This is a genomic window from Streptomyces sp. NPDC020747, from assembly GCF_044334695.1.
Taxonomy (GTDB): domain Bacteria; phylum Actinomycetota; class Actinomycetes; order Streptomycetales; family Streptomycetaceae; genus Streptomyces.
The window spans coordinates 364,519-389,931 of the sequence record NZ_JBIRTJ010000005.1 but is presented as its reverse complement, the minus strand read 5'-3'; the positions used below and the strand labels follow the sequence as shown (position 1 = coordinate 389,931).

Below are 25,413 nucleotides of genomic sequence, written 5' to 3'. Positions count from 1 at the left end.
CACCGGCGAAACCCGGAGCACGGAGATGACCGGCACCACCGCAGCGACTCCGACAGGCGCGACCGCCGAGGTCGAGCTGACGATCGGCGGGATGACCTGCGCCTCCTGCGCGGCCCGCGTCGAGAAGAAGCTCAACCGCATGGACGGGGTCACCGCCACGGTGAACTACGCGACGGAGAAGGCCAAGGTCTCGTACGCGCCGGAGGTGCTGGTCACCGACCTGATCGCCACGGTGGTGAAGACGGGGTACACGGCCGAGGAGCCTCCCCCGCCGAGGACCGAGCCGCCGGAGACCGACGCCGAAGAGGCGGTCGAGCGGGACCCCGAGCTGTCCTCCCTCCGCGAACGCCTCACCGTCTCTGTCCTCCTCGCTCTCCCGGTCGTCCTGCTGTCGATGGTCCCGGCGCTGCAGTTCGACAACTGGCAGTGGCTGGCACTCACCCTCGCCGCGCCCGTCGTCGTCTGGGGCGGGCTGCCCTTCCACCGGGCGGCGTTCACGAACGCCCGGCACGGCGCGGCCACCATGGACACCCTCATCTCGATCGGCACGCTGGCCGCGTTCGGCTGGTCCCTGTGGGCGCTGTTCCTCGGCGACGCGGGCATGGAGGGCATGCGGGACGAGGGCTTCTCGCTCACCGTCTCCCGTACGGAGGGCTCGTCGGCGATCTACCTCGAAGTCGCCGCCGGGGTCGTCGCCCTGATCCTCCTCGGCCGCTATCTGGAGGCCCGTTCCAAGAGGCGCGCGGGTGCCGCCCTGCGGGCCCTCATGGAGCTGGGCTCGAAGGACGTCTCCGTCGTACGGGACGGCCGTGAGATCCGCGTCCCGGTGGCCGCTCTGGCCGTGGGCGACCGCTTCGTCGTACGGCCCGGGGAGAAGGTCGCCACGGACGGCACGGTCGTCGAGGGTTCCTCGGCGGTCGACGCGTCCATGCTGACCGGCGAGTCGGTGCCGGTGGACGTGACGGTCGGTTCGGCCGTCACGGGCGCGACCGTGAACGCGGGCGGGCGGCTCGTCGTCGAGGCGACCCGGGTCGGCGCGGACACCCAGCTCGCGCGGATGGCACGGCTGGTGGAGGACGCGCAGAACGGCAAGGCCCAGGTGCAGCGCCTCGCCGACCGGGTCTCCGGCGTCTTCGTACCCGTCGTGCTGCTGATCGCGGCCGGCACGTTCGGGGGCTGGCTCGGTGTCACCGGTGACACGGCCGCCGCGTTCACCGCCGCCGTCGCCGTGCTGATCATCGCCTGCCCGTGCGCGCTGGGCCTCGCCACCCCGACCGCGCTCATGGTCGGCACCGGCCGCGGCGCCCAGCTCGGCATCCTCATCAAGGGCCCCGAGGTCCTGGAGTCCACCCGCCGCGTCGACACGGTCGTCCTGGACAAGACCGGCACGGTCACCACCGGCCGCATGACCCTTCAGGAGGTGTACGCGGCCGACGGCACCGACGAGGAGCGCGTACTGCGGCTCGCGGGGGCCCTGGAGCACGCCTCGGAGCATCCGGTGGCCCGGGCGGTCGCCGAGGGCGCCCAGGCCCGTACAGGCCCTCTGGCGGCCGTGGACGGCTTCGAGAACGTGGCCGGGCTCGGTGTGCGCGGCACGGTCGAGGGCCACGAGGTCCTCGTCGGACGGGCCCGCCTCCTCGAAGAGGCCGGGATCGCGCTGCCGGACGAGCTGGTCGCGTTCAGGACGCGGGCCGAGGAGGACGGACACACCGCGGTGGCCGTCGCCTGGGACGGGACGGCACGCGGTGTCGTCACCGTCGCCGACGCGGTCAAGGAGACCAGCGCGGAGGCGGTACGCGCCCTGCGCGCCCTGGGCCTGCGGCCGGTGCTGCTGACCGGGGACAACCGGACCGTCGCCGAGTCCGTGGCCCGCGCGGTCGGCATCGACCCCGCCGACGTGATCGCCGAGGTGCTGCCGCGGGACAAGGTCGACGTGATCGAGCGGCTGCGCGGCGAGGGGCGGACCGTGGCGATGGTCGGCGACGGCGTCAACGACGCGGCCGCCCTCGCCACCGCCGACCTGGGCCTGGCCATGGGCACCGGGACGGACGCGGCGATCGAGGCGAGCGACCTGACACTCGTACGGGGGGATCTGCGGGTGGCCGCGGACGCCATCCGGCTGTCGCGGAAGACCCTCTCCACGATCAGGGGAAACCTCGTCTGGGCCTTCGGCTACAACGTGGCGGCGCTGCCGCTCGCCGCGGCCGGACTGCTGAACCCGATGATCGCGGGCGCGGCCATGGCCTTCTCCTCGGTGTTCGTGGTGACGAACAGCCTGCGGCTCAGGGCATTTTCATGACGTAGAGGTAAGAGTCCCCCTAGAGTCCGGCACACGCCTTCACATAAGCTCTTCACAAGGCTCGCGCATCATCCTTACTCTTGGGTTCCGATAGCGATATCGGAGCGCTTGCGTATCTTCAGGACATACGCAAGAGACGCAGATCACAGTGATGTGAACGTAACCATCGAAGGGGTTCGTGAGTCTAGATTGACGATGTCAGACACGTCTTGGGGGGCGTAGCTGACATCTGGGGACGTCTTGGGGGACGTTCTCGGAATTGCGTTGCCGGGACACGTGCAGCGGGGAGCTTTGAGCGGCCCTCCCGTACGTGCGGGTCCCGGCAGACCGCAGCACACCGGTCCAACCAGTTTTGCTCGTTTTGCTCGCAGCGACTCAGGCGCTGCCTCCAGACGCCCGGCCGGATCCCGTGGGGGGAATCCGCACCGGGACATGGGAAGGCGCCCCGATCTACGGCCCGTGGGGGGACCGTAGCGGGGCGCCTTCTGTAATTTCTTCTCCCTCGCGCCGATGGGCCGGACCCCACCGGGGTCCGGCCCATCGGACGAACGAACTGCCTAGCGCTCCTCGACAGGAACGAAGTCCCGCTCGACCACACCGGTGTAGATCTGGCGCGGGCGGCCGATGCGCGAACCCGGCTCCTTGATCATCTCGTGCCACTGGGCGATCCAGCCCGGGAGGCGGCCGAGGGCGAACAGGACCGTGAACATCTCGGTCGGGAAGCCCATGGCCCGGTAGATCAGGCCGGTGTAGAAGTCCACGTTCGGGTAGAGGTTGCGCGAGACGAAGTAGTCGTCGGAGAGCGCGTGCTCCTCCAGCTTGAGCGCGATGTCCAGCAGCTCGTCGGACTTGCCGAGGGCCGAGAGGACGTCGTGCGCCGCCGCCTTGATGATCTTGGCGCGCGGGTCGAAGGACTTGTACACCCGGTGGCCGAAGCCCATCAGGCGGACGCCGTCCTCCTTGTTCTTCACCTTGCGGATGAAGGAGTCGACGTCGCCGCCGTTGGCCTTGATGCCTTCCAGCATCTCCAGGACCGACTGGTTGGCGCCGCCGTGCAGCGGGCCCCAGAGGGCGCTGATGCCGGCCGAGATCGAGGCGAACATGTTCGCCTGCGACGAGCCCACCAGACGGACGGTGGAGGTCGAACAGTTCTGCTCGTGGTCCGCGTGCAGGATGAGCAGCTTGTCGAGCGCGGAGACGACGACCGGGTCCAGGTCGTACTCCTGGGCGGGGACCGAGAAGGTCATGCGCAGGAAGTTCTCGACGTACCCGAGGTCGTTGCGCGGGTAGACGAAGGGGTGACCGATGGACTTCTTGTACGCGTACGCCGCGATCGTCGGAAGCTTGGCGAGAAGGCGGATCGTCGAGAGGTGACGCTGCTTCTCGTCGAACGGGTTGTGGCTGTCCTGGTAGAACGTCGACAGGGCGCTGACCACCGACGACAGCATCGCCATCGGGTGGGCGTCGCGCGGGAAGCCCTGGTAGAAGCGCTTGACGTCCTCGTGCAGCAGGGTGTGCTGCGTGATCTCGTTCTTGAAGACGGAGAGCTCGTCGACCGTGGGCAGCTCGCCGTTGATCAGCAGGGAGGCCACCTCCAGGAAGGTGGAGCGCTCGGCCAGCTGCTCGATCGGGTAGCCGCGGTAGCGGAGGATGCCCTGCTCACCGTCGAGGTAGGTGATGGCGGATTTATAGGCGGCGGTGTTTCCGTACCCGCTGTCCAGTGTCACCAGACCGGTCTGGGCGCGGAGCTTCCCGATGTCGAAGCCCTTGTCGCCGACGGTGCTGTCGATCACCGGGTAGGTGTACTCGCCGTCGCCGTGCCGCAGTACTACAGAGTTGTCGCTCACGTCATCCCTCACCGACGTTGTGCCTCTTCTTCGAGGTGCCCTGACTGTCTCTACCATCCCCCATTTGGCGCAGGAGAGTGCACTCGGGGTCGACCATTGGGCCTATTGGCGGCACTCAGTGCCGCCAACCTGTTCATCCTGCCCGGTTCCTCCAGCTTCCGAAAGTGCCGTGTGACGTTTCCGACTCATTTGATCGATCATTTTTTCCGCGGGTGGGGCGGGGCCGGCCGCGCGGCCCCCGCCGGGCCGGGCGGACGGGCTCAGTCCGGGAGCCGGGCTCCGGACAGGCGGTGGTCCAGAGCGGTGCAGCGCCGGCCGGCGGAGACCGTGCGGACGGCCTGGCCGAGGGCCTTGCGGGAGCCGACCAGGACCACGAGCTGTTTGGCGCGGGTGACGGCCGTATACAGAAGGTTGCGCTGGAGCATCATCCAGGCGCCCGTGGTGACGGGGATGACGACGGCGGGGTACTCACTGCCCTGGGAGCGGTGGATCGTCACCGCGTACGCGTGGGCCAGCTCGTCGAGTTCGTCGAACTCGTACGGGACCTCCTCGTCCTCGTCCGTCAGGACCGTGAGGCGCTGGTCGTCGAGGTTGAGGGAAGTCACCACCCCCACCGTGCCGTTGAAGACGCCGTTCTCGCCCTTCTCGTAGTTGTTGCGGATCTGGGTGACCTTGTCGCCGACCCGGAAGACGCGACCGCCGAACCGCTTCTCGGGGAGGTCGGGGCGGGCCGGTGTGATCGCCTGCTGGAGCAGGCCGTTGAGCGTGCCGGCGCCCGCGGGGCCGCGGTGCATGGGGGCCAGGACCTGGACGTCACGGCGGGGATCCAGGCCGAACTTGGCCGGAATGCGCCGCGCGGCCACATCGACCGTCAGACGCCCGGCCTCCTCCGTTTCGTCCTCGACGAAGAGGAAGAAGTCCTTCAACTTGTCCGTGACCGGCTGCTGCCCCGCGTTGATCCGGTGAGCGTTCGTGATGACACCTGATTGCTGGGCCTGGCGGAACACCCGGGTGAGACGGACCGCCGGGACCGGCCCACGCTCTGCGAGCAGGTCGCGCAGCACCTCGCCCGCGCCGACGCTCGGCAGCTGGTCGACGTCCCCGACGAAAAGCAGATGGGCTCCCGGAGGGACCGCCTTCACCAGCTTGTTGGCGAGCAGCAGGTCCAGCATCGACGCCTCGTCCACGACCACCAGGTCCGCGTCCAGCGGGCGGTCCTTGTCGTACGCCGCGTCTCCACCCGGCCTCAGCTCCAGGAGCCGGTGCACGGTGGAGGCGTCCGCGCCGGTCAGTTCGGCAAGTCGCTTGGCGGCGCGGCCCGTCGGCGCGGCCAGCACGACCTTCGCCTTCTTCGCCCTGGCCAGCTCCACGATCGAACGGACCGTGAAGGACTTGCCGCAGCCGGGCCCGCCCGTGAGCACGGCGACCTTCTCGGTGAGGGCGAGCCGGACCGCCGCCTCCTGCTCGGGGGCCAACTCCACCCCCGTACGGTCCTTGAGCCAGGCCAGTGCCTTGTCCCAGGCCACGTTCCGGAAGCCCGGCATGCGGTCCTCGTCCGTACGCAGGAGGCGCAACAGCTGGGCCGAGAGGGACAGTTCGGCCCGGTGGAAGGGGACCAGGTAGACGGCGGTGACCGGTTCGCCGCCGTCCAGGCCGGGCACGCGCTCCCGCACGACACCCGGCTCCTCGCCCTCCTCGGACGGTGCCGCCAGCTCGGCGAGGCACTCGATGACCAGGCCCGTGTCCACCTGGAGCAGTTTCACCGCGTCCGCGATCAGCTGTTCCTCCGGGAGGAAGCAGTGGCCCTGGTCGGTGGACTGCGAAAGGGCGTACTGGAGACCGGCCTTGACGCGCTCCGGGCTGTCGTGCGGGATTCCCACGGACTGGGCGATCTTGTCGGCGGTGAGGAAGCCGATGCCCCAGACGTCCGACGCGAGGCGGTACGGCTGGTTCTTCACGACCGAGATCGACGCGTCGCCGTACTTCTTGTAGATGCGGACCGCGATCGACGTGGACACCTCGACGGTCTGGAGGAAGAGCATGACCTCCTTGATCGCCTTCTGCTCCTCCCAGGCCTCGGCGATCTTCTTGGTGCGCTTGGGGCCGAGCCCGGGCACCTCGATGAGCCGCTTCGGCTCCTCCTCGATGATCTGGAGGGTGTCCAGCCCGAAGTGCCGCGTGATCCGGTCGGCGAAGATCGGACCGATGCCCTTCACCAGACCGGAGCCCAGATAACGGCGGATGCCCTGGACCGTGGCCGGGAGGACCGTCGTGTAGTTCTCCACCGTGAACTGCTTGCCGTACTGCGAGTGGGAGCCCCAACGCCCCTCCATCCGCAGGGACTCCCCCACCTGCGCACCGAGCAGCGCCCCCACGACCGTGAGGAGATCGCCACCACCCCTGCCCGTGTCCACCCGGGCCACCGTGTAGCCGTTCTCCTCGTTGGCGTACGTGATCCGCTCCAGTACGCCTTCCAGAACCGCCAGGTTCCGTTCCCCGCTCCCCGCCCCTTGCTTGGACATGATCCGACGCTACATCCCACCGCTGACAACGCGGGTGGGCATCCCTCACGGCCCCGGCCCGACAACGGACGGTCCCCACACCACACCCCCACCCACCCCACCCCCCTCCATCACGATCCGGTCTCAGGGGCTTGTTAACTTCCGTGTAATCGATTCCAATCCTTTCCTTAGGCGCATGTAATCGATTCCACAAGGAGGTGGAGCGTCGATGGCGAGCATCAAGGACGTCGCCGCCGAGGCAGGCGTATCCGTCGCCACGGTCTCGCGCGTCCTGAACGACCACCCCTCGGTCAGCCCGGCCGCACGCGCCCAGGTGCTGGCCGCGGTCGAGACGCTGGGCTACCGCCCGAACGCCGTCGCCCGCTCCCTGCGCACCGACCAGACCCGCACCCTGGGCCTGGTCATCAGTGACGTGCTCAACCCGTACTTCACCGAACTGGCCCGCTCCGTCGAGGAGGAGGCCCGCGCCCTCGGCTACAGCGTGATCATCGGAAACGCCGACGAACGGCCCGAGCTGCAGGACCACCACGTCCGTACGCTCCTCGACCGCCGTATCGACGGCCTGCTGGTCTCCCCCACGGACGGCGGCTCCCCGCTGATGCTGGACGCCGCGCGCGCGGGGACCCCGATGGTCTTCGTGGACCGCTGGATCCCGGGCATGGACGTGCCCGTCGTCCGGGCCGACGGACGGACGGCCGTACGCGATCTCGTCGCCCACCTGCACGCCCTCGGCCACCGCAGGCTCGCCATCATCGCGGGCCCGGCGGCCACCACGACCGGCAGCGAGCGCGTCGACGCCTTCCGGGACGCCCTCCGGGAGTACGGACTCCCGCTGCCCGACGCCTACACAGGGCAGGGCGACTTCCAGGCGGCCAGCGGTCGCCGGGTCACCGAGGAGTTCCTCGACCTGCCCGAACCGCCCGAGGTCGTCTTCGCGGCCGACAACCTGATGGCCCTGGGTGCCCTGGACGCCATCCGCGCGCGCGGGATGCGGGTTCCCGACGACATCGCGCTCGCGGCGTTCGACGACATCGCCTGGTTCGTGCACACCGACCCGCCGATCACGGCGATCGCCCAGCCCACCCCCGAGCTGGGCCGCGCCGCCGTACGCGCCCTCGTCGACAGCATCGAGGGCCGGCCCCCGCAGTCCGTCACCCTCCCCGCCCGTCTCGTCGTCCGCCGCTCGTGCGGCGAGGCGCCCGGCGAGCCCCCGTACCCGCACTCGTCCCCGCAAAGGAGCAACACGTGAGCAGTCCCGACGAGTTGCTGCGTATCGAAGGCATACGCAAGACCTTCCCCGGTGTGGTCGCGCTCGACAGCGTCGACTTCGATCTGCGCCGCGGCGAGGTGCACGTGCTGCTCGGTGAGAATGGCGCCGGCAAGAGCACCCTCATCAAGATGCTGTCCGGCGCCTACCGGCCCGACGCCGGCAAGATCGTGGTCGACGGCAAGAAGGTCCGTATCCATGGCGCGCAGGACGCCGAGCGCCTCGGGATCGCGACCATCTACCAGGAGTTCAACCTGGTCCCCGATCTGACGGTCGCCGAGAACATCTTCCTGGGCCGCCAGCCGCGCCGCTTCGGGCTGATCGACCGGAAGACGATGGAGGCCGACGCCGCCGTACTCCTGGAGCGGGTCGGCGTGAACGTGTCCCCGCGCGCGCGGGTGCGTGAACTCGGCATCGCGCGGCTCCAGATGGTCGAGATCGCCAAGGCGCTGAGCCTGGACGCACGCGTCCTGATCATGGACGAGCCGACCGCGGTGCTCACCTCCGGAGAGGTCGAGAAACTCTTCCGGATCGTGCGGCAGCTGCGCGAGGACGGCGTCGGCGTCGTCTTCATCACGCACCACCTGGAGGAGATCGCCGCCCTGGGGGACCGCGTCACGGTCCTGCGGGACGGCCGGAGCATCGGCCAGGTGCCCGCGTCCACACCCGAGGACGAGCTCGTACGTCTCATGGTGGGCCGCTCCATCGAACTGCAGTATCCGCGCGAACGGGCCGACACCGGGACCCCGTTGCTCACCGTGGAGGGGCTCACCAGGGACGGTGTCTTCCACGACGTGAGTTTCGAGGTGCGGGCCGGTGAGGTCGTCGGCATCGCGGGGCTCGTCGGAGCGGGACGTACCGAGGTCGTACGGGCCGTCTTCGGGGCGGATCCGTACGACAAGGGGTCCGTGGCCGTGGCCGGCGAGCGGCTGCCGCGCCACGACGTGAGCGCGGCCATGACCGCGGGCATCGGGCTCGTCCCCGAGGACCGCAAGGGCCAGGGGCTCCTGCTCGACGCCTCCGTCGAGGAGAACCTCGGGCTCGTCACGCTGCGGGCGGCGACCCGCGGCGGGCTCGTCGACCTCAAGGGGCAGCGGACGGCCGCCGCGAGGATCGCCGAGCAGCTCGGCGTACGGATGGCCGGGCTCGGCCAGCACGTGCGCACGCTCTCCGGCGGCAACCAGCAGAAGGTCGTCATCGGCAAGTGGCTGCTCGCCGACACCAAGGTGCTGATCCTCGACGAGCCGACGCGCGGTATCGACGTCGGCGCCAAGGTCGAGATCTACCAGCTGATCAACGAACTCACCGCCGCCGGCCACGCCGTCCTGATGATCTCCAGCGATCTGCCCGAGGTGCTCGGCATGAGCGACCGGGTGCTGGTGATGGCCCAGGGCCGGATCGCCGGCGAACTCTCCGCCGACGAGGCGACCCAGGACTCCGTGATGGCGCTCGCCGTCAGCTCACCCATCGCACCAACCACTACTACCGACTCCGTTACCGCTGTGGAGGACCCCCGTGGCCACTGACACGCTCAAGAGCACACCGGGCGCGAGTGGCGCCCCGGGCGGCCTGCGCCGGCTCCTGCTCGACAACGGCGCGCTCACCGCGCTGATCATTCTCGTCATCGCGATGTCGGCGCTGTCCGGCGACTTCCTGACGACGGACAACCTGCTGAACATCGGCGTCCAGGCGGCCGTGACGGCCATCCTCGCCTTCGGTGTGACCTTCGTGATCGTCTCGGCGGGCATCGACCTGTCGGTCGGTTCGGTCGCCGCGCTGTCCGCCACCGTCCTTGCCTGGACGGCGACTTCGGAGGGCGTACCGGTCTGGATCGCGGTGATCCTCGCGATCGCCACCGGCATAGCCTGCGGCCTGGTCAACGGCGTGCTGATCTCGTACGGGAAGCTGCCGCCGTTCATCGCGACGCTCGCCATGCTGTCGGTGGGCCGCGGTCTGTCGCTGGTGATCTCGCAGGGCAGCCCGATCGCGTTCCCCGAGTCCGTCTCGCACCTCGGTGACACGCTCGGCGGCTGGCTGCCGGTGCCGGTCCTCGTGATGATCGTCATGGGGCTGATCACCGCCCTGATCCTGGGGCGTACGTACATCGGGCGTTCCATGTACGCGATCGGCGGCAACGAGGAGGCGGCCCGTCTCTCCGGGCTGCGGGTGAAGAAGCAGAAGCTCGTCATCTACGCGCTGTCCGGTCTGTTCGCGGCCGCCGCGGGCATCGTGCTCGCCTCGCGGCTCTCCTCCGCGCAGCCGCAGGCCGCGCAGGGGTACGAGCTGGACGCGATCGCCGCGGTCGTCATCGGCGGCGCCTCCCTCGCGGGCGGTACGGGCAAGGCGTCCGGGACGCTGATCGGCGCGCTGATCCTCGCGGTGCTGCGCAACGGCCTCAACCTCCTCTCCGTGTCGGCGTTCTGGCAGCAGGTCGTCATCGGTGTGGTCATCGCGCTGGCGGTGCTCCTCGACACCGTGCGGCGCAAGGCGGGCGCGACTCCGGTCGCCGCCGGTGCCGGAGGCTCGTCGGGACTGAAGGGGCCGCAGGCCATCAAGTACGGGCTCGCCGTGGTTCTCGTGGCGGCGATCGTGGGCGGGCTGTCCCTGTTCAACAACGGCTCGTCCTCGTCGAACCCGAAGGTCGGCCTGTCCCTCTCCACGCTGAACAACCCCTTCTTCGTACAGATCAAGGAGGGTGCGCAGGCGGAGGCGAAGAAGCTCGGCGCGGACCTGACCGTCACGGACGCGCAGAACGACGCCTCGCAGCAGGCCAACCAGCTGCAGAACTTCACCAGCGAGGGCGTCGACTCGATCATCGTCAACCCGGTGGACTCGGACGCGGCGGGCCCCTCGGTGCGCTCCGCGAACAAGGCCGACATCCCCGTCGTCGGCGTCGACCGCGGCGTCAACAAGGCGGAGACGGCCGCGCTCGTGGCCTCCGACAACGTCGAGGGCGGCAAGCTGGGCGCCAAGGCGCTCGCCGAGAAGCTGGGTGGCAAGGGAAAGATCGTCATCCTTCAGGGCCTGGCCGGTACGTCCGCGAGCCGTGAGCGCGGCGCGGGCTTCGCGGAGGGCCTGAAGGCCTACCCGGGCATCGACGTCGTCGCCAAGCAGCCGGCCGACTTCGACCGCACCAAGGGCCTCGACGTGATGACCAACCTGCTTCAGGCCCACGGGGACGTCCAGGGCGTCTTCGCCGAGAACGACGAGATGGCGCTCGGCGCGGTCAAGGCGCTGGGCTCCAAGGCCGGGAAGTCCGTCCAGGTCATCGGCTTCGACGGCACGCCCGACGGGCTGAAGGCTGTCAAGGAGGGCACGATGTACGCCTCCGTGGCACAGCAGCCGAAGGAACTCGGCAGGATCGCGGTGGAGAACGCGCTGCGGGCGGCCGACGACAAGGAGGTCGACAAGACGGTGAAGGTTCCGGTGAAGGTCGTCACGGCGAAGAACGTGGACGAGTTCACCGGCTGACCCCGACCGACGTCGAGGGGCGGGTGCACGGCCGCTGCCGTCCGCCCGCCCTCAACCCACCCCCACAGGGAGACTGTTCATGTACGACTACGACCTGCTGGTCGTGGGATCGGCCAACGCCGACCTCGTCATCGGTGTCGAGCGGCGGCCGGACGCCGGGGAGACCGTCCTCGGCTCCGACCTGGCCCTTCACCCGGGCGGCAAGGGCGCCAACCAGGCGGTCGCCGCCGCCCGCCTCGGGGCGCGTACGGGGCTCCTCGCCCGGGTCGGCGACGACGCGCACGGCCGGCTGCTGCTCGACTCGCAGCGGGCGGCCGGGGTCGACACGGCCGGGGTCCTCGTCGGCGGGGCGCCCACCGGGGTCGCGCTGATCACGGTGGACCCGTCCGGCGACAACAGCATCGTCGTGTCGCCCGGCGCGAACGGCCGACTCACCCCGGCCGACGTCCACGCGGCCTCGGCCCTGCTCGCCGCCTCCCGGGTGGTCTCGGCCCAGCTGGAGATCCCGCTGGAGACGGTCGTGGAGGTCGTACGCGGTCTGCCGTCCGGCACCCGATTCGTACTGAACCCGTCCCCGCCCCGGGAGCTGCCCGAGGAGGTGCTCGCGGCCTGCGACCCGCTGATCGTGAACGAGCACGAGGCGCGGGTGGTGCTCGGCGCCGACGCGGGCGACACACCCGAGGAGTGGGCCGAGGCTCTGCTCGCGCTCGGGCCGCGCTCGGTGGTCGTCACCCTGGGCGAGGAGGGCGCACTCGTCGCCGACACCTCCGGCACGGCTCGGGTGCCGTCCGTGAAGGTGAACGCCGTGGACACGACCGGCGCGGGCGACTCCTTCACCGCCGCGCTGGCCTGGCGCCTCGGCGCCGGGGAGTCCCTCGCGGACGCGGCGGCGTACGCGGCCCGCGTGGGCGCCGTCGCCGTCACCCGCGAGGGCGCGCAGGCGTCCTTCCCCACCGCCGAAGAGGTCGCCGCCGTATGAAGAAGGCCGGAATACTGAACCGTCATCTCGCGGGCGCGACAGCCGAACTGGGCCACGGCGACGGCGTACTGATCTGCGACGCGGGCATGCCCATCCCGGCCGGGCCGCGGGTGGTGGACCTCGCCTTCCGCGCGGGCGTCCCGTCCTTCGAGGAGGTCCTTGAGGGCCTGCTGGAGGAGCTGGTCGTGGAGAGTGCCACGGCGGCGAAGGAGGTGCGGGAGGCGAACCCGGAGGCGTCCGCGCTGCTGGCCGGCCGCTTCCCCGACGCGCTGACCCTCGTCTCCCACGAGGACCTGAAGATCCTCTCGGCGGACGCCCGCCTGGTGGTGCGGACCGGCGAGGCCCGCCCGTACGCGAATGTGCTGTTGCACTGCGGGGTCTTCTTCTGACCCCGGTGAGCCCTGGGCACGAGTGCCCGGACAAGCTTCGAGGGGGCCCGGTCCGTCGACCGGGCCCCCTCGGTTTCCCCTCCCCCAGAACCAGAACCCCCGCGATCCCCCCGGATCCCCCTCCAGAAGTCCTGATGCAAAGTAGACCCACGGGGTGCGGGGAGGGTTGCACAGTCTCTTGGAGTTTTTTCGGCTGCTACCGCGGGGCCGAGTCGGAAGCCGAGTCCAGCGATGCGATCCGCGCGCCTCTGCTTTCAGCGACACGTTTGACGTCCCGCAGGGACTCGCTGCGCAGACTGGCGAGGTAGTGCAGCTCTCCGCTTGTCACGGCATGCTCCGCGAGGAGTTCGACGGCGTGGTCGAGCAGGTCGCCCGCCATTCCGAGCTGGATGCTCTCGATCTCGTCCGCGAGACGCGATACATGGCCCCCGCCGTCACCCATGACATAGCAGGGCTTGCCTTCCGAGCCGGTCCACGGCAACAGACGTGCGACCGACACTTCGTGAGGTCCGTAGGTCACGCGCCCGCCTCCGCTCGTAGCGGCGCCGTCTGCCACTCGTGTACGAGCAGGTAGGGACGGACCACGGGGCTGTCCTCACCCCGCAACGGACGCTCGCCCCTGTGGTAACCGGTCGGGCCGCCGACGTAGTCGCACGAGTACGGACACGCCACACGCGTACGAACACGGGGGTGGGCACCTGTGCGGTGCCGCCGTCCGCCGGCGGGGAAGAGGAAACCCAGCAACGGCTCCAGGAGCCGGGCGATAAGGTCGATCACGTCAGCCTGCTTTCTTCTGTTGCCAGGTTGGCCACGCCCCCGGACCGACGGCATCGGTCGCGGGGGTTTGCTGTCACCTGCGGCGACTCCGCTCTGTGGCGAATCACTCACAGAATGGGGTCGGCGGTGGCTACGCTTCCAGTACCGGAGCGTTGACAGCACGCCCGTCAGGTTGGGGAGTTGGCCGTATGGAGAACCGCCGTAAGCCTCGGACGCCACGGGAGAAGTACGGAGAGGAACTGAGGCTGCGACGGGCCGCGGCCGAGCTCACTCAGGAGGCCCTGGGCGACCAGGTCATCTGCTCACCCACCTTGATCAGCCACTTCGAGGCGGGCAGGCGGCTCCCGAAGCCCGACGACGCACAACGGATCGACCGGGCTCTGGGGACGGACGGGTTCTTCGCGCGGTGGCTGGAGGATCTGGACAGCAAGTACGACGACTGCTTCGCCGCCGCTGCCGAACTGGAGCGACAGGCCACGCTGATCCAGCAGTTCGCGCTCGCGCTGGTTCCCGGCGTGCTCCAGACCCCCGCCTACGCGCGGGCCGTGTTCAGCGCGTACCGACCCAACCACACGGCCGAGGAGCTTGACAGAGAAGTTGTCATCCGAACAGGGCGTGCCCGAATCCTGGATGGGTCGTCGAAGCCCGTCGTCTGGACGCTCCTCGACGAGGCGGTCCTGCGGCGTCGAGTCGGCGGCCCTCAGATCATGGCCGAGCAGCTACACAAGATCGCGGACATGGCCGAGGCGGGACGACTACGCCTGCACGTGCTCCCCTACAGCGTCGGTGCTCACCCGCTTCAGCAGAGCCTGCTCACCCTCATGAGCTTTGAAGACTCTGCCCCGGTGGCCTACGTCGAGGGCTTCCTCACGGGCAACTTGATCGATGATCCGGCGCTGGTGGCCGCCAGCCAGACGGCCTACGCTCTTGCACTGAGCGACGCGTTGTCGCAGCAGGAGTCACTGGCCCTTGTCAGGGCGGCAGCAGAGGAACACGCGCATGGTCAGCAGTGAACACACCGTCCCCGACTCGTCCGTCATTACCGGATGGTTCAAGTCGAGCTACAGCGGCGGCAACCAGGGCGAATGCCTTGAGGTCGCCCGTGGCCACGCCGGCGTGCCCGTCCGTGACAGCAAGGCCGTCTCCGGTCCGGCGTTGGTGTTCTCGGCGGGCGGCTGGTCGGCGTTCGTCGGCGCTGCGAAGGACGGCCGGATCGGCGGCTGAGACACATCTGGTCCCGCCCGGCGGCCCACCGACCGGGCAGGACAGGCACGCTCACGGGTACTCCAGGAATCACGTTCGCAGTTCCTGATCACGCAGGAGGGCGAGTACGTCGCCCTCCACGGCGAACAGGATCTCGCAGCCCCACCGGCGCAGGTACTTGCCCACCAGTTGTCCACAGCCTGAGCGAGACCTCGAACACCGCGACGCCACCCTCGCGAGTCCGGCCCGCCACCAATGCAGCCACCGCCCCAAGCCGAAGGGTCCTCTGCGCCGACGGCGACAACTGCCGTGCGTCCCCCACAAGTTCACTCACAAATGGACTAGCGACCCAGAACACCTACCGTTTCGGATCAACAACTCAGGGCCATTGCGTCCGGCTCCGACTCCAGCGCGCCATCGACACCCTGGGCGATGTACTGGCTGAGGGCGGCGACTCCGAAGAGCCGCCGCCCTCAGCGGTGGTCGTCCGCTGACGTTGCCGTCGGCGTTGCCGTCAAACGGTGTTACGCAGGACTCTGGCCAACTGATTCCACAGGAATATGGGCCACAGTTATTACGCCAGAGAATGAACTCTCCACCACAATGCGGTCACCGGGAGAATAAACCCAGAGTTCCGGTATGGATTCCGTGATGTCCGGCAGGTGAGAGAGGGATGATTCGAGCCCCATCTCTACACTCGGAACTGCCAGGCTCTCCCAGAAGAAGATTAGGCTGCTAGCTTTCGGGGCGAACTGTTGAATTACGGTGCTCAGCTCGATGGAACCCGACTCCATCGAGCTGAGCACCAAACCATCAGCCACCGCGCCCCACGCGATCGCACCGTCAGAGCTGCGCGGGTAATGACTGAGGCTTTCGCGCTCGTACTGGAGATGCTGCTCTAGGTTCAGCAACTGCACACCCGGCCGCCCAACCCAAGCCAGCCGTCGGTCACCCTGTTGATCTGCACGAACCACTCGAACCATAGATCGGGGCAGGAGGTCCGGCCTGGTTCCGTATACACCGTCGAGCGTCACGAATTACCGCCAAGCATTCTCGCAAAATCGTCTTCCGTGCCATTCCATGGCACTGCCCATTTACGTGCAGAGTCGCCCTTACCGACTTCCACGTTGATATGGGGACCCTTCACCGGATCGTAATCCATTCTGAACCTCTTGAATTCGCCGTTCACCCGAGTAGTGAATCCCACTACCTTGCCGTAAGTCGTCGGCGCGGATTCGAGACGGCCGACGTACGGCTGCCGAGTAGGTGGCACCGCAGTTGCGCTCTTCGCCGGTGACGCAGACCGCCTCCATGATCGGCAGCGCCAGAGGGTCGGGGACGGTGGTCACGCGGTACTCGCGGAAGCGGTAGCGCCCCCGAGAGGAGTTGCGTACCGGTGCGCCGGCGGTCGGAGAGTCAGGCATCCTCGGTCGCCTCTTCCTGATCCGGGATGCGCTGTCCGCGCGAGTCCGCGACCCTGAGCGCGTCCGCCAGGGCTTCTGTCAACCGGCGGGCCAACCAACGGTATTCGGTCGCCGACAAGGTTTCCGCGCCGGGTGCCGTGGCGTCGCGGGCGTAGTCCAGCAGTTCCTGGCCCATGCTGAGCTGTACCGTCTCGATGCTGTCGGCGAGGGTGGAGAGGTAGCCCCGGCCATCGGTGCTCAGGTAGCAGGGCTTCCCCTCCGGGCTGGTCCACGGCAGTAAGCGGGGACCTCCCCCACCCGACGCGGCGTCGTACAGCTCTCTGCGACGCATGCGGTCGGCATCGCTCCTGGGCTGGCTCACTGGGCACCCCCGGCCTGGGTCACTGATGGTGGACACACCGACCGTAGGCGCTGACTGGCTGTCACCCCAGGTAGGAGCCATGGCAGTTCGCGACTCTTGGCTCACGAACTGCCACGCTGCGTGGCAGCTATCCGACGACGCCCAGATAGTCGGCCATTTCGCGCATTTCCGTCGTGAGGGTGCGCTTGCGCTTGCCGAGGATCTCCTGCATGGTCTCGGCGGCACCGTTCTGGTGCCGCAGCCACTGCGGGGCGGCTTCCCGGGCGCGGGTCAACTCGTCCATGGCGGCGGACAGGTCGCCGGTCCGGGTGTGGGCGCGCGCCACTTCGAGGGTGAAGCGGTTTCCGTCGTTGGGGCTGGGCCTGCCCAGGCGCTTCCACGCCTTGGGCGACAACTCCTCCTGCTCGCCTGCCTTGCGCACCACCGCGCGGGCGTCACCGATGACCATGGAGTCTTCGAGTGCCTTGACGGCGACGGTGACCGGGCCGAAGACGGACCAGTGCCGGGAGATGTTGCGATGTGCCGTCCCGACAGCGGTTGCCGCGACCCGGGCGGCCTGACGGTACTCCTTCGCCTCGTCGGGACGGTTGTTCCTCACGGCTGCGGCGGCGGCCTCCATCGCCAGGCCGCCCCACACGGCGTAGTGGTCCGGCTCGGCCCCGGTGATCTTCGGTTCCACCGCGTCCATGCTCCGGGCGGCGACCTGTTCCGCCTCGTCCAAGCGGCCCTGGCGCACCAGCAGCCAGCACATGCCGCCAACCCCGGAGCCTGCCGCAAGCATGTCTCCGGCCTGACGGGCATCCATGATGGCGCCGCGCAGTGCGGCGTACGCGATGTCGTACTGCCGCACCTGGGTGAGGTAGGTGCCGGCCAGACGCAGCGCCTCGGAGCGGGCCAGCAGGGCCTGCCGGTGCTCGTCCCCGCTGTCGTAGTAGGCGACGGCCTGTGCGGCATCACGCAGCAGGACCGGCAGTTGAGCCGCGACGCTCTTGTAGCTGTCGGAGAAGTACAGCACCCGTGCGTCTTGCAGCGTCCGCCGGAAGGTGCGCAGGTTAGGCTCCTCGACCACGGCCTCGGCGTCCCGCTCCACGAGCCCGACAGCCGGGGTGAGGACGGCGCGGAGCTGGATCAGGTTGACGCGGTTCGGCTCCTCGGTCCGCCCGACGGGCTCCGGGGCATCCGAGGCCATCAGCGCGGCCGTGGTCACGCCCAGTGCGCGGGCGAGCGTATGCAGGGTCTCCATGCGGAGAGTGCCGCCCTGCTCGGCCTTGCGTACCGTGCCCGGCGATACGCCTGCGGCGTGGGCCAGTTCCTCCTGGCTCATCCCCGCGCGACGCCGGTACCTGCGGACGTTGTCGGCCAGCTCCGTAGTCATCAACTCACCACCTCCCACTCCACGGTACGCCCGGCCGGCACATCAGCCGGGGGCGATCCGGCAGACACCCACCCACAGGGGTGGCCCACCACGTGGCCGGCCGGAACTCCGGCAGGATCGGGGCCTGAGCGGGAGGGGGTCCCTCGTCGGTCGGGCAGCTTCGCCGTGCCAGGGTTCCCCGGGGGCCGCCAAGGCTCACTTCGTGACGCGTGCGCTCGGCCTTGGCGGCCCCCGGGGGTTCCTGGTACGCCTCCGGTGACCGGGCGGCGAGGGACCCCCTCCCGCGACCTCGACCCCACACCACGACGAAGCCGCACCCGTAAGTCGGCCCCCTGCCCCTCAGAGAGAGGGCCGGGGTCTGGGGCAGGGCCCCAGGATGGTTCGCTGTGCTGGCTGTTGCGCGCCCGGACCGGCGGGGCCGACGCCAGCGGGGCGGAGACAGGAGCGGGCGGCGGCCCCGGGGGGCCGGACGCGCGCGGGCCGCGTCAGCGGGCCGCCTTGATCAAGTAAAGAAACTCTGAACAGCTCGCCTTGGGTGCCTCGTGTCCTGCCGCTCTACCGCGTGCGGTCGGTTCAGCGTCGGCGTCTGCCTTCGTTCAGCCGGTCGTGCAGGCGCTGGGCCTTGGCGGCGGTCTCTTCTGGCGTGTAGTTGCCGCTGAGACGCTTGCGTTGCTCCATGACGGCGCGCATGGCATCACGGTGGGCGGTGGCGGCTTCGAACTCGGTGCTGGCCTTGGTGAATCGTTCCTCGGCGGCGGCGAGTTCGGCGGCCACTTCGTCGTCGCTCTTTCCGCTGAGCCGCACCGCTTCCTCGTCCGCACGGCGCTGAGCCGCCATTTCCTCCAACCCCTCGTTGTAGCGCTTGAGGAACTGATCGCGCGGGCTGAGCTGGCGAACGAAGACGCCCCGGCCCTGCACGGAATAGATCAGCCCCTCCTCCTTGAGGACCCGCAGGGCGTTCTGCGCGGTGGAGTTGGCGATGCCGTACTGAGCTTGCAGGTCGCGGGCGGACGGAAGCTTGGCGCCCGGCGCAAGTCGGCCGTCCTGGATCTGCTTGCGGAGTTCGTCCGCAGTCCGCACGTACGGGGGGCGCGGATCGTCGGCAGGACTGTCGGCGGCCTGCCAACCACGTCGGAGGTCGCCGAGACCGATGTACTCAGGATCGGACTCGCCAGGATCGACCTTGTTTTCCTCGACGGCGTCTGCCTTCGCTTCGGCGGGTGCCATCGGCTTCGGCGCTCGGACGTAGCTGCCCCGGCCCAGGACCGAGTAGATCAGCCCCTCCTCCTTGAGCAGCCGCAGGGCGTTTTGGACCGTGGAGCTGGCGATGCCGAAGCGCTTTTGCAGCTCGCGCGCGGCGGGGAGCCGCTCGCCTGGGCGCAGCTCGCCGTCGTGGATGGCGGCGCGCAGGACGTCGGCGGCCTGGACGTATGGCGGCCGGGGGTCCTCTCCCAGGGGCAGCTTCATGGCACGAGGGTAGCGGGGCCAGCACTCACGGCACACCCGGGCGTCCTCGGCGTTCTAGCCATATCGCTGTAGCGATACGAATCGAGCGTTGCGGGTGTAGCGAGTGTGCCGCTATGGTCATGGCGAGTCGATCAAGCGGCTCCATCGAACGAGGATGTGATGGCATGGCCATGACCCGTATCCGTGTTGCCCTGCTGCCGTCGGCGGTCTGCATCGCAGGCACCGAGCCGGTACTGAAGATCAAGGACCAGCAGACCGGGGAGGTCGCCACCGACCGGGAGACCGGCGCGTCGCTCTACACGGTGACCGTGATGCTCATGGAGGACGGCCGGGCCGAAGTCCTGAAGATCACGGTCCCGGAGACGGGCTTGGCGGCCGGGCTCAAGCCGGGCGCGATGGTGCGGCCGGTGGACCTGTTCGCGACCCCGTGGGCGCGGATCTTCAACGGGCAGCTTTCCGATGGCGTCGCCTACCGGGCCGCCCGCCTGGAGCTGGCGACGGTGGAGGCGGCACAGTGATCCGCCGCGAAAGCCCTGCCCCGGAGCGGGAGTTGTACCCACTCCGGCCCCTGCCGGGGACCGAAGGCAAAGCCACGTTCTCCGTCTCCTCTGCGGTGCTCGATCTGCTCGGCCTGAGCCCGGAGCACGCGACCCGCCTGGACCTGGGCCACATGCTCCGCCTGATACACGAAGAGGGGGCCTGACATGGACGCCGTAACGAAATACGCGCCGTACGCGCTGCTGGTCGCGACCGTGCTGGTCGTCATGTGGCTGATTGTGACGGTGGTGCGCTACGTGCGTGCCGACCGGGGCACGCGGGTGAGCATGCGGCAGGCCGTCCGGGTGCGGTGGGGCTGGGTACGGCTCGCGCGGATGGCCGGGTTGACTGTCACCGATAAGACCCCGGGCCTGCTCGCGCAGATCACCGCGGCCAAAGACGGCCCCGCCCCCGCACCTCGGGTGCTCACTCCCCGGATCAAGGTGACGCCGGACCGGTTCGGCGTGATCGTGCGGGCCAGGACGCTGCCGCAGGTCGGGCTGGAGGAGTACCAGAAGGCGGCGCGGTTCCTGGCTGATGCCTGGCGGTGCACGCGGGTGTCCGTGCTGCCGGACGGCCCCGGCAAGGTGGTGATCCGGGGCGTGCGCTCCGACCCGCTGACCACGTCGACCGGGCATCGGCCCACCGGCCGCCCGCCCACGGACCTGACACGTTGGGAGCTGGGCGTGGACGAGTACGCCGCCAAGGTGTGCGTGTCCTTGGCCAACGTGCCCGGCGTGACCGTGGCCGGCACCCCCGGCTCGGGCAAGACCTCGACCGTCAACAAGTTCGTCTGCGACTTCGCACCCTCGGCGGCCGTGCAGATCGCGGGTGCGGACGGCAAGGTGTCACGGGCCTCGGAGGGCGACTACGCCGACCTGGTCAAGCGAATGTTCGCGTTCTGCGGGGACGACCTTGACGAAGCCAACGCGCTGTTCAAGCGGCTGGTGGAGCTGCGTCGACGCCGGTCCTCGACCATCCGTGACGTGCTGGGCGTGAAGAACATGTGGCACGTCGGCCCCTCGCCGCAGTGGCCGCTCACGGTCCTGATCATCGACGAGGCGCACACGTTCTTCCGCGAGTACAAGGGCAGCGACGCCGAGACGAAACGTTTGGGCGCGCTGACGGCGGAGAATGCCCGGCTGGTGGAGGACTTGGTCAAGAAGGGCCGCAGCGTCGGCATCCTGGTGATCCTGATCAGCCAGAAGACCACCGGTGACGCCCTCCCGACCTTCATCCGCGACGTGTGCCCCATCGGGCTGTCCTTCGCACAGAAGACCGTGGAAGCCGCGGTGGCTGCGCTGGGTGACGACATCCGCAACTGGCCCGACGCCAGCCCGGTCACCTTGCAGGACCCCGCCTACGTCGGCGTCGCTGTGATGGCGATGCAGGGCCGCCCCGGCTACACCCGCATCCGCACCCCCTACGTCTCGGACTCCGACGCGCCCGCGTCGCCGAGGACACTTCCCATCTGACCGCCGATCCCACCCTGTGCCTGGACGCCCTCCTCGCCTCGACCAGCCGCACGATCCTCGATGACGAGCCGGACGACGCCATTGCATCGCTCGCCAAGTAGCCCCGAAAAGCCCATTCCAGGAAGGAGGTTGAGGATATGGCGGAGGAACGGTTCACCCGGCGCACCGTGACCGTGGTCATGGCGGTCATCGCGGCCCTGGCCTTCGTCTTCTCCTTCGGCAACGTCTGGGCGCTAGCCCTGCGGCTCGGCGTTCCCCACCCGATAGCGCCACTGATCGCTCCCATGGTGGACCTGTCCGTCGTCGGGCTCCTGGTCGCCCTGCGGTTCCTCGCCCTGCGCGGCGTCCCCGAGACGGAGTTGAAGGCCGGTACCCGACTGCTGCACCTGTGTGGCCTGCTCGCCCTCGCCCTGAACACTGCCGAACCGCTGCTGAGCGGACGCTACGGCCGGGCCTGCCTGGACACCGTCGCCCCGCTCCTGCTCCTGGGCTGGGGCCACGTCGGCCCCGCTTTCCTCGCCCAGTTCCACACCCTCACCCGCCCCACCCCGCACCTGGAGGCCGCCGCCCCCATCTCTGAACCGGTGCCCGACGACGCACCCGCACCCGATCCCCCGACGCCCGCCCCGGCTCCGGCCGCCGATCTGCCTGTCGCCGTCGCCAATACGACTCGGCCCGCCTCCGGCCCGGCCCTGCCAGCCGCCCTGATCGACTCAGCCCGGCGCATCGCGGACACCCACCGCGCCGAGCACGGAACGCCCATCACCGCCGCCCACCTGGGCACGCGCATGGGCGTCGCCCTGCCGGTGGCCACCGCCGCACTCGCTCAGCTCTGAGCCCCGGCCGCCCCCGGGCAAATCCCCCTCTCTGAACCCACGCCCGCCAACGGGTCTGGTTCGCCCTGCCCCGAGCAGCACCAACACGCCTACAGATCCGGCTGGTTGCTGCTCGGGGCCACCCACCCGAACAGAAGGGACACGCCCCGAATGGTCACCCTGGACCTGCACCACGTGGCAAGCCCCGCCGTGCGGGACCTGCTCCACCTCGTCAACCACCCCGACTTCGACCGCGCACAGCAGCAGATCGAGCGCCTCGGCGGCTGCACCGGACCCGTACGTCTGATCGGCCGCACCGCCACCGTCGACACCGCAACAGGTGAGGTGCTGCGCTCCTACACCACATCCGAGGAACCCACGGGCAGTCTGCTCACCACGTGCGGCAACCGCCGCGCCTCGCGCTGCCCGGCCTGCTCCCGCATCTACGCCGCAGACACCTACCAGCTCATCCGCGCCGGCCTGTCCGGCGGCAAGACCGTGCCCGACACCGTCCGCACCCACCCCCGCGTCTTCGCCACCCTCACCCCGCCGTCCTTCGGCCCCGTCCACAACCGCCCCACCACCCCCGGCGGTGGTATCCGGCGTTGCCGCTGCCGCAAGCTCCACGAACCTACGGACGCTCTGCTCGGGACGCCGCTGAATCCGGCGACGTACGACTACGAGGGCGCGGTTCTGTTCAACGCCCACGCCTCCGCCCTGTGGGCCCGCTTCACCACCTACCTGCGCCGCGAGATCGCCGCCGGCCTCGGCATGACCCAGAAGGCTGCCCACGCGGTCCTGCGGGTGTCTTTCGCGAAGGTCGCCGAGTACCAGCAGCGCGGCCTGGTCCACTTCCACGCCGTCATCCGACTCGACGGCCCCGACGGCAACACCACGTCCCCGCCGCCGTACGCCACCGTCGCCGTACTCACCAAGGCCGCCCGCGCCGCCGCCGCACGGGTCCGCGTCACGGTCGAGTCGGATGCGGTCGGGGAACGTGAACTCGGCTGGGGCGAACAACTCGACGTGCGCGAGATCGCGGCCTTCGGCACTGACGCCGAATTCACCGACCAGGCCGTGGCCGCCTACGTGGCGAAGTACGCCACCAAATCCGCCGACGCCTCCGGCACCCTCGACCACACCCTCCTCTGCCGCCCCTGCCAGGGACGCGGCGCCACCCTCCTGCCCCACGGGACGCCACTCCCGTGCACCGCCTGTGACGGGACCGGGCAGGCCCGGCCGCTGACCCGGCTCCCCGTCGCACGCCATGTGCGGCAGATGATTCGCACCTGCTGGGACCTGGGCAGCCTGCCGGAGTTCGCCCACCTCAAGCTCCGGAAGTGGGCCCACATACTCGGCTTCCGGGGCCACTTCTCCACCAAGTCCCGCCGATACTCCACCACCCTCGGCGCGCTGCGCGAGGCCCGCCGCGCCTGGCGCACCGAACAGGCCCGCGCCCACGCCGACCTGCCCGACCTCGACCCGACCACCACTCTCGTCGTCGGCCACTGGGACTACCTCGGCTCGGGCTACAGCCCCGGCGCCGCACTCCTCGCCGCCCACGTCCGGCATCGCAAGGAACTGGAACGGCAGTTCGCGGCCGAAGGGGGCTGCTGATGGCCTCGCCCCCGCTCGCCGTCCTCCACGCGCAGACGGCACCGGCGCTGGATCTGCTCACGGTGCCCCAGGTGATGGCCCGCCTCCAGCTCGGCCGCTCCGCCGTCTACGACCTCCTCCGCTCCGGCCAACTCGCCTCGATCACCCTCGGCCGCGCCCGCCGCATCCCCACCCACGCCCTCACCGACTTCATCCGCACCCGCCTCGAACAGGAAGCCGCCTGATGACCACAACCCGCCCCGCTTCGCCCCGCCGCTCCCGCACCCGTGCGAACGGCGACGGGACCGTCTACCAGCGCAAGGACGGGCGTTGGGAAGCCGCCGGATACGTCCTCGCCCCCGGCAACACCCGCAAACGCGTCCGCGTCTACGGCATCACCCGCAAAGACGCCCTGGCCAAGCTCACCGAGAAGATCGCCGCCAGCAACCGCGGTCTCCCCGTCGCGGCAGCCGACAGCACCGTGAGCGCCTATCTCGCGTACTGGCTGGACGGCGTCGCCGTTCACCACCTGCGGGAGAACACCCACAACCGCTACGCGGCCTCCATCCGTCTCCACCTCAATCCCGGCCTCGGTGCCAAGAAGGTCGCCCGGCTCACCACCCGCGACGTCCGCGCCTTCCTCGACGGACTCCGCACCACCTGCCAGTGCTGCGCCCAGAAACGGGACTCCGTCCGGCGATCCTGCTGCGCCATCGGCCAGTGCTGCGGAAAGCGGCTCTCGCCGCTGACCGTGACGTACGTCCACGCCGTGCTCAAGTCCGCCCTGGAACATGCCGTCCGCGAGGATGAACTTCCGCGCAACGTCGCCCGGAACGTCAAGACGGCCGCGCCCCGCCCCAGGCGTTTCCAGCCCCTCACTGCCGCCGAAGCCCGGCAACTCCTCCATGCGGCCAACGGCGACCGGCTACACGCCCTGTACGAACTCGCTCTGCGCACCGGACTCCGCAAAGGCGAACTCCTCGGCCTCCACTGGGAAGACCTCGACCTCGACGGCGGCACCGCCACCATCCACCGGTCCCTCCAGCGCACCCGCAGCCAGGGGCTGACCGTCCTGAACACCAAGACCCTGGCCTCCGAGCGGCGCATCGCCCTCCCCACCGAATGCATCAGCTCCCTCAAGATCCACCAGGAACGGCAGGACGAAGAGCGCCAGACAGCCGGAACGAGCTGGACAGACAACGGGCTCGTCTTCACCACCCCGAAGGGCAGGCCGCTCGACCCCACCAACCTCACCCGCCGCTTTCGCCGCCTCCTCCACGGCGTAGGACTCCGGACGATCCGCTTCCACGACCTCCGGCACTCGACCGCCACCCTGCTCCTGGAACAAGGCGTCGACCTCGTCGTCATCAAAGAACTCCTCGGCCACGCCCACATCGGCGTCACCGCCGGCGTCTACGCCCACGTACGCCTCCGCCTCCAACGCCAGGCCATCGACACCCTCGGCAGCATCCTCGGCCCGATCGACGCCCCGGACGACCCGCCCACCGCAGCCGTCGTCCGCTGACGTTGCCGTCACCGTTGCCGTCAAATCGCCAAAGAAGCCCCACCGGGAACCTCCGGTGGGGCTTCTTTGGCGCAACGACGTGGG

The 25,413-nt window shown here is 69.5% G+C and carries 22 protein-coding genes; 14 read left to right on the top strand and 8 right to left on the bottom strand.

Translation table 11 applies throughout. The features are described from left to right. Nucleotides 1-25 precede the first annotated feature (25 nt). Complete coding sequence (locus ACH4YP_RS16875) at nucleotides 26-2,299, top strand: heavy metal translocating P-type ATPase (protein WP_398491010.1); 2,274 nt, start codon at nucleotides 26-28, stop codon at nucleotides 2,297-2,299. A gap of 557 nt (nucleotides 2,300-2,856) precedes the next feature. Here ACH4YP_RS16875 and ACH4YP_RS16870 read toward each other — a convergent pair. Together ACH4YP_RS16870 and ACH4YP_RS16865 are read right to left on the bottom strand one after the other, a co-directional pair. Then, the gene (locus tag ACH4YP_RS16870; RefSeq protein WP_143632365.1) at nucleotides 2,857-4,146 is read right to left on the bottom strand and encodes a citrate synthase; all 1,290 of its coding nucleotides are present in this window, start codon (nucleotides 4,144-4,146) and stop codon (nucleotides 2,857-2,859) included. A 260-nt stretch (nucleotides 4,147-4,406) separates the two neighbouring features. Next, on the bottom strand, nucleotides 4,407-6,668 hold the full coding sequence (locus ACH4YP_RS16865; protein ID WP_398491009.1) for an ATP-dependent RecD-like DNA helicase: 2,262 nt from the start codon (nucleotides 6,666-6,668) through the stop codon (nucleotides 4,407-4,409). 208 nt (nucleotides 6,669-6,876) lie between these two features. On the opposite strand from ACH4YP_RS16865, the gene ACH4YP_RS16860 reads away from it, so the two are divergent. The 5 genes from ACH4YP_RS16860 to rbsD all read left to right on the top strand — a co-directional run bounded on the left by ACH4YP_RS16860 (nucleotide 6,877) and on the right by rbsD (nucleotide 12,774). After that, on the top strand, nucleotides 6,877-7,917 hold the full coding sequence (locus tag ACH4YP_RS16860) for a LacI family DNA-binding transcriptional regulator (protein ID WP_361059098.1): 1,041 nt from the start codon (nucleotides 6,877-6,879) through the stop codon (nucleotides 7,915-7,917). Beyond that, complete coding sequence (locus tag ACH4YP_RS16855) at nucleotides 7,914-9,461, top strand: sugar ABC transporter ATP-binding protein (RefSeq protein ID WP_398491008.1); 1,548 nt, start codon at nucleotides 7,914-7,916, stop codon at nucleotides 9,459-9,461. The genes ACH4YP_RS16860 and ACH4YP_RS16855 overlap by 4 nt, the downstream gene beginning before the upstream one ends. Beyond that, nucleotides 9,451-11,406, top strand: a complete 1,956-nt coding sequence (locus tag ACH4YP_RS16850) for a substrate-binding domain-containing protein (RefSeq protein ID WP_398491007.1) — start codon at nucleotides 9,451-9,453, stop codon at nucleotides 11,404-11,406. Before ACH4YP_RS16855 ends, ACH4YP_RS16850 begins: the two co-directional genes overlap by 11 nt. Nucleotides 11,407-11,485: 79 nt before the next feature. Further along, nucleotides 11,486-12,385, top strand: coding sequence for a ribokinase (rbsK, locus tag ACH4YP_RS16845; RefSeq protein ID WP_398491006.1), 900 nt, complete (start codon nucleotides 11,486-11,488; stop codon nucleotides 12,383-12,385). Then, entirely contained in the window at nucleotides 12,382-12,774 is a 393-nt protein-coding gene (gene rbsD, locus ACH4YP_RS16840; RefSeq protein WP_398491005.1) for a D-ribose pyranase, read from the top strand. Before rbsK ends, rbsD begins: the two co-directional genes overlap by 4 nt. A gap of 196 nt (nucleotides 12,775-12,970) precedes the next feature. On the opposite strand, the gene ACH4YP_RS16835 is transcribed toward rbsD, so the two are convergent. Both ACH4YP_RS16835 and ACH4YP_RS16830 read right to left on the bottom strand, forming a co-directional pair. Continuing rightward, a complete protein-coding gene (locus ACH4YP_RS16835; RefSeq protein WP_398491080.1) occupies nucleotides 12,971-13,216 on the bottom strand; it encodes a hypothetical protein in 246 nt (81 codons plus the stop codon). A 74-nt stretch (nucleotides 13,217-13,290) separates the two neighbouring features. Beyond that, nucleotides 13,291-13,551 (bottom strand): hypothetical protein, encoded by a 261-nt coding sequence (locus tag ACH4YP_RS16830; RefSeq protein ID WP_398491004.1) that lies wholly within the window; start codon nucleotides 13,549-13,551, stop codon nucleotides 13,291-13,293. 188 nt (nucleotides 13,552-13,739) lie between these two features. Here ACH4YP_RS16830 and ACH4YP_RS16825 point away from each other — a divergent pair, with 188 nt between their 5' ends. Then, the gene (locus ACH4YP_RS16825) at nucleotides 13,740-14,564 is read left to right on the top strand and encodes a Scr1 family TA system antitoxin-like transcriptional regulator (RefSeq protein WP_398491003.1); all 825 of its coding nucleotides are present in this window, start codon (nucleotides 13,740-13,742) and stop codon (nucleotides 14,562-14,564) included. Continuing rightward, on the top strand, nucleotides 14,551-14,775 hold the full coding sequence (locus tag ACH4YP_RS16820) for a DUF397 domain-containing protein (RefSeq protein ID WP_398491002.1): 225 nt from the start codon (nucleotides 14,551-14,553) through the stop codon (nucleotides 14,773-14,775). The genes ACH4YP_RS16825 and ACH4YP_RS16820 overlap by 14 nt, the downstream gene beginning before the upstream one ends. A gap of 503 nt (nucleotides 14,776-15,278) precedes the next feature. Here the strand turns inward: ACH4YP_RS16820 and ACH4YP_RS16815 are convergent. The 4 genes from ACH4YP_RS16815 to ACH4YP_RS16800 form a co-directional block, all read right to left on the bottom strand. Then, a complete protein-coding gene (locus tag ACH4YP_RS16815; protein WP_398491001.1) occupies nucleotides 15,279-15,671 on the bottom strand; it encodes a hypothetical protein in 393 nt (130 codons plus the stop codon). Between the two features lie 499 nt (nucleotides 15,672-16,170). Further along, nucleotides 16,171-16,509 (bottom strand): hypothetical protein, encoded by a 339-nt coding sequence (locus ACH4YP_RS16810; RefSeq protein WP_398491000.1) that lies wholly within the window; start codon nucleotides 16,507-16,509, stop codon nucleotides 16,171-16,173. 157 nt (nucleotides 16,510-16,666) lie between these two features. Continuing rightward, nucleotides 16,667-17,914 carry a helix-turn-helix domain-containing protein gene (locus ACH4YP_RS16805; RefSeq protein WP_398490999.1) on the bottom strand — a complete coding sequence of 416 codons (1,248 nt, stop codon included), beginning with the start codon at nucleotides 17,912-17,914 and terminating at the stop codon, nucleotides 16,667-16,669. A 573-nt stretch (nucleotides 17,915-18,487) separates the two neighbouring features. Next, on the bottom strand, nucleotides 18,488-19,381 hold the full coding sequence (locus ACH4YP_RS16800; RefSeq protein WP_398490998.1) for a GntR family transcriptional regulator: 894 nt from the start codon (nucleotides 19,379-19,381) through the stop codon (nucleotides 18,488-18,490). 164 nt (nucleotides 19,382-19,545) lie between these two features. Here ACH4YP_RS16800 and ACH4YP_RS16795 point away from each other — a divergent pair, with 164 nt between their 5' ends. The 6 genes from ACH4YP_RS16795 to ACH4YP_RS16770 all read left to right on the top strand — a co-directional run bounded on the left by ACH4YP_RS16795 (nucleotide 19,546) and on the right by ACH4YP_RS16770 (nucleotide 25,329). Next, nucleotides 19,546-19,899, top strand: coding sequence for a hypothetical protein (locus ACH4YP_RS16795; RefSeq protein WP_398490997.1), 354 nt, complete (start codon nucleotides 19,546-19,548; stop codon nucleotides 19,897-19,899). Nucleotides 19,900-20,085: 186 nt separating this feature from the next. Then, complete coding sequence (locus tag ACH4YP_RS16790; RefSeq protein WP_398490996.1) at nucleotides 20,086-21,393, top strand: FtsK/SpoIIIE domain-containing protein; 1,308 nt, start codon at nucleotides 20,086-20,088, stop codon at nucleotides 21,391-21,393. Nucleotides 21,394-21,530: 137 nt separating this feature from the next. Then, nucleotides 21,531-22,229, top strand: coding sequence for a DUF2637 domain-containing protein (locus ACH4YP_RS16785; protein WP_398490995.1), 699 nt, complete (start codon nucleotides 21,531-21,533; stop codon nucleotides 22,227-22,229). A 150-nt stretch (nucleotides 22,230-22,379) separates the two neighbouring features. Next, nucleotides 22,380-23,825, top strand: a complete 1,446-nt coding sequence (locus tag ACH4YP_RS16780; protein ID WP_398490994.1) for a replication initiator — start codon at nucleotides 22,380-22,382, stop codon at nucleotides 23,823-23,825. Continuing rightward, a complete protein-coding gene (locus ACH4YP_RS16775) occupies nucleotides 23,825-24,049 on the top strand; it encodes a helix-turn-helix domain-containing protein (RefSeq protein WP_398490993.1) in 225 nt (74 codons plus the stop codon). The genes ACH4YP_RS16780 and ACH4YP_RS16775 overlap by 1 nt, the downstream gene beginning before the upstream one ends. Beyond that, the gene (locus ACH4YP_RS16770) at nucleotides 24,049-25,329 is read left to right on the top strand and encodes a tyrosine-type recombinase/integrase (RefSeq protein WP_398490992.1); all 1,281 of its coding nucleotides are present in this window, start codon (nucleotides 24,049-24,051) and stop codon (nucleotides 25,327-25,329) included. The genes ACH4YP_RS16775 and ACH4YP_RS16770 overlap by 1 nt, the downstream gene beginning before the upstream one ends. Nucleotides 25,330-25,413: the final 84 nt, after the last annotated feature.